Genomic DNA, 12464 nt, shown 5'->3' with positions numbered 1-12464 from the left:
TGAATCCTTTTTTGTCATGATGCCTTTGCCGGGGCCTTGTCGGGCGCCAGTTCGTCGAGCATCGCTGCGATGGCGTCGAGTTTACCATCGGTTGAGTCATCATTCAGCCGGAAGCGAAAGCTGTTGGCGCCTTCGAGCCGGTATCGATCCGGAGCGGATTGCACTTTTTTAACCAGTTCGAGAGGGTCGACCGGTGTCGTTGCCCCGAACTCAAGCCGCACCCATTCCTTGCCGGCATCCACTTTCACGATGCCCAGAGTCTCTGCCTGCAAGCGTAGCTGTGCCTGGCGCATGAGGTTCTTGGCCGGGGGCGGTAATAATCCGAAGCGGTCAATCATCTCAACCTGAAGTTCTTTTAATGCCTCACGATCCTTCACGCTGGCAATACGCTTGTACAGCATCAGGCGGTTGTGGACATCCGGCAGGTAGTCGTCGGGAATCAGGGCCGGAATGCGCAGGTTCATTTCGGTGCCGTGGCTGAGAGGCAGCTCGGCGTTGGGCGTGCGGCCGTCGCGAATCGCTTTTACGGCTTCGTCCAGCAGCTGCATGTAGAGGGTAAAGCCGATGCTTTCGATCTGACCGCTCTGTTCTTCACCCAGCAGCTCGCCAGCGCCCCGGATTTCCAGGTCGTGGGTGGCCAGCATGAAGCCTGCGCCCAGGTCCTGGGATTCGGAAATCGCATCCAGTCGCTTCCTTGCATCGGCGGAAATGGCCTTTGGCGGTGGTGTCAGCAGATAGGCGTACGCCTGGTGATGAGACCTGCCCACGCGACCCCGAAGCTGGTGCAGCTGCGCCAGGCCAAATTTGTCTGCCCGTTCAATAATAATGGTGTTGGCGCTGGGGATGTCGATGCCGGTTTCCACAATAGTGGTGCACACCAGTACGTTGAAACGCTTGTGGTAGAAATCCGACATGATCTGTTCCAGCTGGCGCTCGCGCATCTGGCCGTGTGCCACACCCACCCGCGCCTCCGGAATCAGTTTGCGCAGATCTTCCGCGGTTTTCTCGATGGTGGCGACATCATTGTGCAGGAAATAGACCTGACCGCCCCGCAGGATTTCCCGCAGAATCGCTTCTTTCACCATGGCGTCGTCGCGCTGGCGCACAAAGGTTTTCACCGACAGCCGGCGGGCTGGTGGGGTCGCGATAATGGACAGGTCGCGCAGGTGGCCCATAGCCATGTTCAGGGTTCTGGGAATCGGTGTGGCGGTGAGGGTCAGCATATCCACCTCGGCCCGCAGGGATTTCAGTTTTTCCTTCTGCTGAACGCCAAACCGGTGTTCTTCGTCGATAATCACCAGCCCCAGATTCTTGAAGTTGATATCGCCTTGCAGAAGCTTGTGGGTGCCAATGACGATATCTGCCTTGCCTTCCTCTATGGCAGTGATGGCCTTGCTGGTCTGGCTGCCGCTGCGGAAGCGACTCAGAAGCTCTACAGTTACCGGCGTATCCGAGAACCGGTCACGGAACGACTCGTAATGTTGCTGGGCCAGAAGAGTAGTGGGCACCAGCACGGCCACCTGTTTGCCAGACCAGGTGGCCAGAAAAGCCGCGCGCATGGCGACTTCGGTTTTACCGAAGCCGACATCGCCGCATACCAGCCGGTCCATCGGGCGTTCGCTCGTCATATCCTCGAACACCGATTCGATGGCCACCTGCTGGTCCGGCGTCTCCTCAAACGGGAAGCCGGCAGCAAAGGTCCGATAGGCCTCTTTCGGGTCCTCAAACTGGAAGCCTTTCCGGGCTTCCCGGCGGGCGTAAACATCCAGCAGTTCTGCGGCGGTGTCGCGGATTTTTTCCAGCGCTTTTTGCTTGGCGTTGCTCCAGCGTTCTGTTCCGAGCTTGTGGAGCGGTGCGTGTTCCTCATCGGTGCCGGCGTAACGGGAAATCAGGTGCAGGCTGGACACCGGTACATAGAGTTTGGAGCCGCCGGCGTATTCCAGGGTCAGGAATTCGTCGGATTGGCCGCCGGCGGTGAGTGTCTCCAGCCCCTTGTAGCGCCCCACGCCATGGTCGATATGCACGACCGGTGCGCCAATTCTCAGTTCAGACAGGTCCCGGTAGCCGGCATCGTCGGTTTCGGTTGGTTTCTGGCGCCGGCGACGCTGCAGCACCCGCTCGCCAAACAACGCCGATTCGGTAATCAGTGCCAGATTCTGGCCGGGCAACACCATGCCCTGTTCCAGTGGGGCAATGGTGATGGCCAGAGTGGTGCTCTCGTTTTCGAGGAATTCCGACCAGCTCTGCACGGTTGACAGCTTGAGCTTGTGATCGGCCAGGTTGTCGATCAGCGCCTCCCGGCGCCCGGACGATTCAGCACAGATCAGGATGCGCCCGTGGAACTCCTGAATGAACCGTTTGAGGCGCCCTGCCGGATCAGCGGCGCGCCCGTCCATGGCGACATCCGGGAGAGATTCGGTACCGCAGTTGCTGGCGCCCGCGCCGTCTTCGGGTTGACTGCTGCAGGTAATACGCGGGTAGTGTTTGAGTTGCCCGAACACTTCATCCGGCTGCAGAAACAGCTCGGTGGGGGGCAGAATAGGGCGCAGTCGATCGTGGCGGCGGTCTTCGTAACGGGCCCGCGTTTCCGCATCAAAGGCATTGACGGCATCATTGAGGCCGTTGGCAGTAAACACCAGAGTGTTGCCCGGCAGATAATCAAATAACGTGGCGGTTGCATCGAAAAACAGTGGAAGATAGTACTCAATGCCAGGCGGTGTGATGCCGTGGGTAACATCCTGGTAAACCGGCGCGTCTTTGTCGGCATTGGGGAAATATTCGAACCAGCGATTGCGAAAGCCTGAGCGGGCTTCCTTGTGCCAGGGAAATTCGTTGGCCGGCAGAAGTTCGATGCGTTCGGTTTTATCGATGGATCTCTGGGTTTCCGGGTCAAAGGTCCGGAGGGTTTCGATTTCGTCATCGAACAGATCAATGCGGTAGGGCAGGTTAGAGCCCATGGGGTAAATGTCGAGGATGGCCCCTCGTACCGCATACTCGCCGTGTTCATACACGTTGTCGGTATGATGATAACCGGCTGCCTCCAGTTGCATTCGCCAGCTGTCGATATCCAGGGTCTGGCCCACTTCCAGCAGCAGGGTGTTACCCTGCAGATAGCTTGGGGGGGCAAGCCGGTGCATCAGGGTGCGCGCCGGTACTACCAGAATGCCGTGGCGTGTGCCGGGTAACCGGTGCAGGGAGCGAATCCGCCTCGAGGTAATGTCCTGGTGTGGCGAAAACAGATCGTAGGGCAGTGTTTCCCAGTCCGGAAGCGACAATAGCTCAATGCCATCGGAGGTAATGATGGCGCCGTCTTCATCCGTGGGCAGCCCTAGGAAAAACCGGATGGATTGCTCCAGCTGGATGGCTTCGCTGGTACTTTGAGTGATGACCAGTGTCAGACCTTTGTGGGCGCGGGCGCTCTCGCAGATGGCCAGGGCGTCGGCACAGCCATTCAGTTGCCCCCATTTTCTGTGGTCGGCAGCCTTTTCAGGGGCAGCGGGGGCGATAAGCGGGGCGTGGGCCTGGCCTTTGGTCATGGGGCAAGCGTTCTCCTGAATAAATGCATCATTTGCCGGGGCGGCGCTATTCTATCGCCCGGTTGTGACAGTGTCATGGTCGGGGCAGACAAACGGCTATTTGCCGTATCGCCTTTTAAGTTGGATAATGTGCGCCCCAAATTATTTCCAGTGCTATACGAGGTTCCAACCGTGAGTCACGAACAGATCAACCAGCACCTGTCCAACTGGACTGACCGGGAGTCTACCGCAGAAGCGATGATCCCGTTGATCGGCCGCCTGTACCGTAAAAACAACGTTGTTACGTCCGTATACGGCCGTGCGATCATCAACCAGTCTGTTATCGATATCATCCGCGCCCATCGTTTTGTGCGTCAGGTTGAGGACAGCGAGCTGTCTGTTCACGATACGCTGCCCATTCTCGAGGCGATGGACAAGCTGGAGCTTGGCCGCGCTCACGTGGATATTGGCAAGCTGGCGGTCAAATTCAAGGCAGAGGGCGGTGACCTCACCGAGTTCCTGAAAAAGGAAATCGGCCCGGTGGTTGGCAAGTACGCCGAAGAGGCGGCCAAGGATGCCAAGGAAGAAACGAAGGATGTGGTGCTTTACGGCTTTGGCCGGATCGGCCGGCTGCTGGCGCGGATCCTGGTTGAAAAGGCCGGTGGCGGCAACAACCTGCGCCTGCGTGCGATCGTTGTCCGCCAGGGTGGTGCTGACAACGATCTGGAAAAGCGTGCCAGCCTGCTGCGTCGTGACTCCGTGCATGGTCCTTTCGATGGCACCATCACGGTCGATGCCGAGAACTCTGCGCTGATCGCCAACGGCAACTTTATCAAGGTGATCTACTCCGATGGTCCGGACAAGGTGGACTACACCGAGTACGGCATCAACAACGCCATCGTGGTCGACAATACCGGTAAGTGGCGCGATGAAGCGGGCCTGGGCCTGCATCTGAAGTCCAAGGGTGTCAGTCGAGTGATTCTGACTGCGCCGGGCAAGGGCGACATCAAGAACATCGTTTATGGCATCAACAACGACTGGATCACCGACGAAGACAAGATCCTGTCTGCTGCTTCCTGTACCACCAACGCCATCACTCCGGTACTGAAGGCCATCAATGACGAGTACGGTATTGAGGATGGTCACGTTGAAACCGTTCACTCCTACACCAACGACCAGAACCTGATCGACAACTACCACAAGGGCAGTCGTCGTGGCCGCAGCGCCCCGTTGAACATGGTTATTACCGAAACCGGCGCGGCCAAAGCCGTTGCCAAAGCACTGCCGGAGCTGAAAGGCAAGCTGAGCGGTAATGCTATCCGGGTGCCGACACCGAACGTGTCCATGGCGATCCTGAATCTGAACCTGAAAAGCGATGTGGATGCCGAGCAGGTAAACGAATATCTGCGCGATATGGCGCTTCACTCCGAGCTGCAGAAGCAGATCGACTTTGTGAACTCTCCGGAAGTGGTTTCCACCGATTTCGTGGGCTCCCGTCATGCCGGTATCGTCGATGCCCAGGCTACCATCGCCAATGGCAAGCGTTTGATCCTGTACGTGTGGTACGACAACGAATTCGGCTACAGCGCCCAGGTTGTGCGTTGTGTGAACCAGATGGCCGGCGTAACCTATCCGATCTTCCCGAAGCGCGCCCGCGACTAAAGTCGTAGGCCGGTCTCGGCAGTTGATTGGCAGAAAGCCCCGGTAGCGCCAGCTGCCGGGGTTTTTTGTTACTTTGGCCGTACAAAACCATTTTTGTTACCGGTGGAAATAGGTTTCCTTAATCTCTATAATTGGCGCGATTTTGGGTATGTCTGGCACCCCGTTTCTCATCTTTTCCTGCGTCAAATGGCAAACAGCAGCAACTGCTATGGCATTTGAACCTCAAGGTGCAGCCGTTCGGCGCAATCCGGACAGGAAACCAGGGCCGCAGGGGCCGGGCGTTACAAATCCACAGAATAGTTTCTGATGATTGGATGAGGCTAATGATCAAGATCAAAAAAGGCCTGGATCTTCCCATCAGCGGCGCTCCCGAACAGACCATTACTGACGGCAAGCCGGTTCGCCACGTGGCGCTCATCGGTTTTGACTATCACGGCATGAAGCCGACGATGGCTGTGAAAGAGGGAGACCGTGTCAAGCGCGGTACGCTGCTGTTCACGGACAAGAAGACCGAAGGCGTTCGTTATACTTCCCCCGCTGCAGGCGTGGTGAAAGAAATCAATCGCGGTGAGCGTCGCGTTTTCCAGTCTGTCGTGATCGAAATTGATGGCGACGATGCGGAAACCTATGCCCGCTACAGCGATTCCGACCTCGCCGGCCTGGAACGCCAGCAGGTGGTTGATAACCTGGTAGAGTCTGGCCTGTGGACAGCTTTCCGTACGCGCCCCTACAGCAAGGTTCCTGAAATCGATTCTGCGCCGAATTCGATTTTTGTATCCGTTATGGACACCAATCCGCTGGCGGCAGATCCCACCGTTATCATTGGCGAAAATAGCAAGGCTTTTGAAAAGGGCCTGACTATTATCTCTCGCCTCACCAACGGCAAAGTGTTTGTGACTGGCAAGCCCGGCTCTAACGTTGCCGTGCCCAAGGCTGACAATATTGAAGTGCATCAGTTTGATGGCGTGCATCCGGCAGGCAATGTCGGTACCCATATCCATCACCTGGATCCGGTGTCGGCCAGCAAGACTGTCTGGTCTATCAACTACCAGGATGTGATCGATATCGCCAAGCTGTTCGAAACCGGTGAAGTGCCGGTCGAGCGCATTGTCGCTATTGGTGGCCCCAAGGCCGTGAAGCCGCGCCTGGTCCGTACCCGTCTGGGTGCCAGCCTGCCGGAACTTCTGGACGGGGAAGTTGCCACAGACTGTGAAGTCCGTGCCATCTCCGGTTCCGTGTTCGGTGGCCGTCGTGGTGATGGCCCCTGTGCCTACCTGGGACGGTTCGCCAACCAGATTACTGTTCTGGAAGAGCAGAGCAAACGCGAGTTCATGGGCTGGTTGTCGCCGGGTCCCAACAAGTTCTCCGTGCTGAACATCTATTTGTCCAAGCTCAATCCGGGCAAGCTGTTCAACTTCACGACCACGACCAATGGAAGTGAGCGTGCGATGGTGCCGGTGGGTGCCTATGAGCAGGTGATGCCTCTGGATATTCTGCCAACGCAGCTGCTGCGCTCGCTGATTGTGGGCGACACTGAAATGGCACAGAAACTGGGTGCCCTGGAGCTGGACGAAGAAGATCTGGCGCTGTGCACCTTCGTGTGCCCCGGCAAATATGAATACGGTCCGATTCTCCGCGAGAACCTGACCCGAATCGAGATCGAGGGCTAATACGATGGCAATCCGACAGTTTCTCGATGGAATCGAGCATCACTTTGAAAAAGGCGGCAAGTACGAGCGCTGGTACGCCCTGTACGAAGCCGTTGATACAATTTTCTACTCGCCTGCGAGCGTAACCAAGACCACCTCCCATGTGCGTGATGGCGTAGACCTCAAGCGCATCATGATCACTGTGTGGCTGTGTACCTTCCCGGCCATGTTCTTCGGTATGTGGAACATCGGTTTCCAGGCCAACAGCTTCCTGGCAGAAAATGCCGGCGCCCAGATTGCCGACGGCGGCCTGCGTGAAGCCTTCATTACCGCCCTGGCGGTAACCGGAGCCGGAGCCGGCCTTTGGGATAACTTCGTATATGGCCTGGCGTACTTTGTGCCCATCTACGCGGTTACCTTTATTGTGGGTGGCTTCTGGGAAGTCCTGTTCGCCACCGTGCGTAAGCACGAAGTGAACGAAGGCTTCTTTGTGACCTCCGTACTGTTCGCACTGATCTGCCCGCCCACCATCCCGCTGTGGCAGGTGGCCCTGGGTATCACCTTCGGTGTGGTGATCGGTAAGGAAGTGTTCGGCGGTACCGGCAAAAACTTCCTGAACCCGGCCCTGACCGGTCGTGCCTTCCTGTACTTCGCCTATCCGGCGCAGATTTCCGGCGACACCGTCTGGACTGCGGTTGACGGCTTCAGTGGCGCCACGGCGCTGAGCTGGGCCGCCAGTGGTGGTCTGGAAGCTCTGGAAGCTCAAATTGGCTGGATGAGCGCCTTCATGGGCACCATTCAGGGCTCGATGGGTGAGACCTCGACACTGGCCATTCTGATTGGTGGCCTGATCCTGTTGGGGATGAAGATTGCCTCCTATCGCATCGTCGGAGGTGTGTTGATCGGTATGATCGGCATGTCGCTGCTGCTAAACATCATAGGTTCCGAGACCAATCCGATGTTCGCGGTTCCGGCGCATTGGCATCTGGTCATGGGCGGGTTTGCCTTTGGCATGATGTTCATGGCGACGGATCCGGTGTCCGCCGCGATGACTGACACGGGTCGCTGGTGTTTCGGTATTCTGGTAGGCGTGATGACTGTGCTGATCCGCGTGATCAATCCGGCGTTCCCGGAAGGCATCATGCTTGCCATCCTGTTCGCAAACCTGTTCGCGCCATTGATGGACCATTACGTGGTTCAGGCCAACATCAAACGGAGGCTTGCTCGTGGCTAAAGCTAAAGAAACCGTCTCCCGCACGCTGATCGTTGCGCTGGTGCTGAGTATCGTGTTCTCTGTCGTGGTATCCACCGCGGCGGTCATGCTCAGACCTGCCCAGGTCAAGAATCAGCATCTTGATATGACAACGAACATTCTCTCTGCCGCAGGTATGCTGGATCAAGGCGATACTGCAGAGCAGATTTTGCAGAAATTCGAGAGTTTCGATGTTCGCCTGGTGGATTTGGATACTGGTAAATTTGTAAAGCCTTCCGCCGTTGGTGTTGCTGAGCCCATGAAATATGATATGTACAAGGCTGCCTCGGACCCTCAGTTGTCTACGGATATTCCTTCCTCGGAAGACAAGGCTGGCATCAAGCGCCGGCCGAATGTTGCCAGGGTGTATACGCTGAGCGAGAACGGAGAGCTAGTGCGTGTGGTACTGCCAATTCATGGTTATGGCCTCTGGTCTACATTGTATGGCTTCATTTCGCTGGAAGGTGATTTGAACACCATTGAAGGGCTTGGCTTTTACTCCCACGCCGAAACTCCGGGCCTCGGTGGGGAGGTAGACAATCCACGCTGGAAGTCGCAGTGGGTGGGGAAGAAAGTTTATGATGGTGATCGCACTGAACCGCAGATCAAACTGGTTAAAGGTGGCGTAAACGTTGATGCAAAAAAAAGGCAGCATAAAGTGGATGCTCTGTCCGGGGCAACGTTGACCAGTCGCGGCGTTGAGCAACTGGTTAACTACTGGATGGGCGACCGCGGATACGCGCCGTTCCTGCAAAAACTTCGTGAAGGGGAGGTCTGATCATGGCAGATGCATCAGCCAAACAGGTTCTCTTCGAACCGATCTTCAGCAATAACCCGATTGCCCTGCAGATCCTGGGCATCTGTTCAGCGCTGGCGGTTACCACCAGCATGAACGTTACACTTGTTATGTGCGCGGCGGTTATTGCCGTTACCGCATTTTCCAACCTGGCCGTGTCCCTGGTACGCACCCAGATTCCGGGCAGTATCCGGATCATCGTGCAGATGACCATTATCGCCTCCCTGGTAATCGTGGTTGACCAGGTGCTCAAGGCCTATGCCTACGAGATTTCCAAGCAGCTCTCAGTGTTCGTTGGTCTGATTATCACCAACTGCATCGTTATGGGCCGCGCGGAAGGCTTTGCCATGAAGAACGGCCCCTGGCTGAGCTTCCTGGACGGCGTTGGTAACGGTCTGGGCTACTCGGTACTCCTGATCTTCGTTGCCTTCTTCCGTGAATTGCTGGGCGCCGGCTCACTGTTCGGTGTCTCCCTGATGCCGGTGGTGAACGAAGGTGGCTGGTACATTCCTAACGGCTTGTTGCTGCTGCCGCCGAGTGCGTTCTTTATTATCGGCCTGGCGATCTGGGGTCTGCGGACCTGGAAGCCGGAGCAGGTTGAAGAGCCGGACTATAAAATGTCTCGCCATGTCGCCAAGGAGGCCTTCTGATGGAGCATTATATCAGCTTGATTCTGAAGGCTGTTTTTGTTGAAAACATGGCGCTGGCCTTCTTCCTGGGGATGTGTACCTTCCTGGCCATCTCCAAGAAGATCGAGGCCGCAACCGGTCTTGGCATTGCCGTGGTGGTCGTGCTGACGGTCACCGTTCCGGTGAACAACCTTCTGTACAACAGCGTTCTGCGCGAAGGCGCCCTGGATTGGGCTGGCCTGCCGAACGTAGACCTGAGCTTTCTCGGATTGCTGACGTATATCGGGGTAATCGCCGCGATCGTACAGATCATGGAAATGGTGCTGGATAAATACATTCCGGCCCTGTACGCGGCGCTGGGTGTGTTCCTGCCGCTGATTACGGTTAACTGCGCCATCCTTGGGGCGTCACTGTTCATGGTTGAGCGTGACTACACCTTTGGCGAGAGTTTGGTGTATGGCTTCGGCGCTGGCGTTGGCTGGGCTCTTGCCATCATTGCTCTGGCGGGTATCCGTGAAAAGCTCAAGTACAGCGATGTTCCGAACGGACTGCGTGGCCTTGGCATCACCTTCATTACCGTTGGTCTGATGTCACTGGGTTTCATGTCGTTCTCAGGCATCTCCCTGTAATTCACCCGGTGATTCGGTTTAACGAAAAGGCGAGACCATGAATACAGAAATTATTCTCGGCGTGGTCATGTTCACCGTTATCGTTCTGGCGCTGGTTGCGGTTATCCTCGCAGCCCGCTCCAAGCTGGTAAGCACCGGTGACGTGACCATTGAGATCAACGACGACCCCGAGCACACGCTCAAGACCGCCGCGGGCGGTAAGCTGCTGGGTACTCTGGCCAACAGCGGCATCTACCTGTCCTCTGCCTGTGGCGGTGGCGGTACCTGTGCCCAGTGCAAGTGCAAGGTTCTGGACGGCGGTGGCGCCATGCTGCCCACGGAAAAGACCCACTTCACCAACCGCGAAGAAAAAGAAGGCTGGCGTCTGTCCTGCCAGGTTCCTGTGAAGCAGGACATGAAGATCGAAGTGCCTGAAGAGTTCTTCGGTGTGAAGAAGTGGGAATGTGAGGTTATCTCCAACCACAACGTAGCTACTTTCATCAAGGAACTGGTACTGAAGTTGCCTGAAGGCGAGGAAGTAGACTTCCGCGCCGGCGGTTACGTGCAGCTGGAATGCCCTCCGTACGAAATCAACTTCAAGGATTTCGACATCGAGGAAGAGTTCCACGAGGACTGGGACAAGCACGATATCTGGCGCTACAAGGGCGTGAACAAGGAAGAAACCATCCGGGCCTATTCCATGGCGAACTACCCGGAAGAAAAAGGTCTTCTCAAGTTCAACATCCGTATCGCTACGCCGCCTCCTGGAACTGATCATCCGCCAGGTATCATGTCCACTTACGTGTTCAACCTGAAGCCGGGTGACAAGGTCACCGTCATGGGACCGTTTGGTGAGTTCTTCGCCAAGGATACCGATGCGGAAATGGTGTTTATCGGTGGTGGTGCCGGTATGGCGCCCATGCGCTCCCACATCTTCGACCAGCTCAAGCGCCTGAACTCCAAGCGCAAGATCAGCTTCTGGTACGGTGCGCGTAGCGTACGCGAAATGTTCTACGTGGAAGACTTCGACGGTCTGGCTGCAGAGAACGACAACTTCGAGTGGCACGTGGCGCTTTCAGACCCCCTGCCAACCGATGACTGGAACGGCCCTACGGGCTTTATCCACAACGTGTTGTACGAAAACTATCTGAAGGACCATCCGGCTCCGGAAGACTGTGAGTTCTACATGTGTGGACCCCCAATCATGAACGCGTCTGTGATCAAGATGTTGAAAGATCTTGGTGTAGAAGACGAGAACATCATGCTGGATGACTTCGGAGGTTAATCAGACCGCATGACATCCCGCATGTTTCGACCCGCCAGGGTAGCCGTGGTCAGCGTCTTTATGGCGCTGGCTCTGGCCACCCTGGCGGGTTGTTCGTTTCAGGAAGAAGAAAAAGTCTGGGAGATCTCTGGCGGGATTTTCGGGACGACCTATCACATTAACGTCGTATTGCCAGAAGATGAGCAACGGCTTCAGACTCTGGCCAAGGGCATTGAGAGCACGCTGGATCAGGTGGACAATGCCATGTCGACCTGGAAGCCGGATTCCGAGCTGTCTCAACTGAACAGTCTGCGGGACCAGTCGGAGTGGATTGAGCTTTCGCCGGCATTGTTCGAGGTTATCCGGCGGTCAGTCGAGATTGCTGAACTGACGGGTGGGGCGTTCGACGTGACCATTGGCCCGGTAGTGAATCTCTGGGGGTTTGGGCCCAAGGCGCGGCCTGAACAGATACCCTCCGACGATGAACTGAACACCGTACTTGGTGGCACCGGTTGGGAGCACCTGGAGTTCGATGAATTGGCCAGTGCCATTCGCAGCGAGAAGCCCCAGTACATTGATTTGTCAGGTATTGCCAAGGGCTATGGCGTGGATGCGGTGGCCCGTTACCTCGACAGTGAAGGTGTTGGCGCTTACCTTGTGGAAGTGGGCGGCGAAGTGCGTACCAATGGACGCAAGCCGGACGGTACCGCCTGGCGTCTGGCTATTGAGCAACCGATAGAGCAGGGCCGGGCAGTAAATAGTGTGGTGGCGCTGGATGCTCAGGCCATGGCGACGTCCGGCGATTATCGTAACTATTACGAATCGAACGGCCAGCGGTACTCCCATACAATAGACCCTGAGACGGGAAAGCCGATTGGTCATCGACTGGCATCGGTTACGGTTATTGCAGAAGACTGTATGACGGCAGATGCCTTGGCAACCGGCTTTAATGTGATGGGTTTTGACAAGGCCATGGGCCTGGCAACCCGTGAAAACATTCCCGCTTTTTTTATTGTGAGGGGAGACAACGGCTTTGAAACCCACCAAACACCGGCGTTCTCGTCTTACCTTGTCCAGTAAAGGAGGGCA

The 12464-nt window shown here is 56.6% G+C and carries 9 protein-coding genes; 8 read left to right on the top strand and 1 reads right to left on the bottom strand.

The genetic code is table 11. The features are described from left to right. Positions 1–14 precede the first annotated feature (14 nt). On the bottom strand, positions 15–3536 hold the full coding sequence (gene mfd / locus JIF53_RS08070; RefSeq protein WP_199452209.1) for a transcription-repair coupling factor: 3522 nt from the start codon (positions 3534–3536) through the stop codon (positions 15–17). Between the two features lie 237 nt (positions 3537–3773). Between mfd and JIF53_RS08065 the strand changes: the two genes are divergently transcribed. From JIF53_RS08065 to JIF53_RS08030, 8 genes are all read left to right on the top strand, one after another. Continuing rightward, positions 3774–5177 carry a glyceraldehyde-3-phosphate dehydrogenase gene (locus JIF53_RS08065; protein ID WP_370258753.1) on the top strand — a complete coding sequence of 468 codons (1404 nt, stop codon included), beginning with the start codon at positions 3774–3776 and terminating at the stop codon, positions 5175–5177. A 323-nt stretch (positions 5178–5500) separates the two neighbouring features. Continuing rightward, on the top strand, positions 5501–6847 hold the full coding sequence (locus tag JIF53_RS08060; protein ID WP_141067582.1) for a Na(+)-translocating NADH-quinone reductase subunit A: 1347 nt from the start codon (positions 5501–5503) through the stop codon (positions 6845–6847). A gap of 4 nt (positions 6848–6851) precedes the next feature. Then, positions 6852–8060: an NADH:ubiquinone reductase (Na(+)-transporting) subunit B gene (locus JIF53_RS08055; RefSeq protein ID WP_153740430.1), complete on the top strand. Its 1209-nt coding sequence runs from the start codon at positions 6852–6854 to the stop codon at positions 8058–8060. Then, positions 8053–8856, top strand: coding sequence for a Na(+)-translocating NADH-quinone reductase subunit C (locus JIF53_RS08050; protein ID WP_053112423.1), 804 nt, complete (start codon positions 8053–8055; stop codon positions 8854–8856). Before JIF53_RS08055 ends, JIF53_RS08050 begins: the two co-directional genes overlap by 8 nt. A 2-nt stretch (positions 8857–8858) precedes the next feature. Beyond that, complete coding sequence (locus JIF53_RS08045; protein ID WP_008175066.1) at positions 8859–9524, top strand: NADH:ubiquinone reductase (Na(+)-transporting) subunit D; 666 nt, start codon at positions 8859–8861, stop codon at positions 9522–9524. Beyond that, the gene (gene nqrE / locus JIF53_RS08040) at positions 9524–10132 is read left to right on the top strand and encodes an NADH:ubiquinone reductase (Na(+)-transporting) subunit E (protein WP_153740429.1); all 609 of its coding nucleotides are present in this window, start codon (positions 9524–9526) and stop codon (positions 10130–10132) included. Before JIF53_RS08045 ends, nqrE begins: the two co-directional genes overlap by 1 nt. Before the next feature lie 37 nt (positions 10133–10169). Next, the gene (gene nqrF, locus JIF53_RS08035) at positions 10170–11396 is read left to right on the top strand and encodes an NADH:ubiquinone reductase (Na(+)-transporting) subunit F (protein ID WP_011785400.1); all 1227 of its coding nucleotides are present in this window, start codon (positions 10170–10172) and stop codon (positions 11394–11396) included. A 9-nt stretch (positions 11397–11405) separates the two neighbouring features. Beyond that, positions 11406–12455, top strand: coding sequence for an FAD:protein FMN transferase (locus JIF53_RS08030; protein WP_011785399.1), 1050 nt, complete (start codon positions 11406–11408; stop codon positions 12453–12455). Positions 12456–12464: the final 9 nt, after the last annotated feature.

The sequence above is a fragment of the Marinobacter sp. bablab_jr008 genome (assembly GCF_016464145.1).
Lineage (GTDB): Bacteria > Pseudomonadota > Gammaproteobacteria > Pseudomonadales > Oleiphilaceae > Marinobacter > Marinobacter nauticus.
Note: the sequence above shows the minus strand (reverse complement) of the source record. Positions and strands in the feature narration are given on the sequence as shown.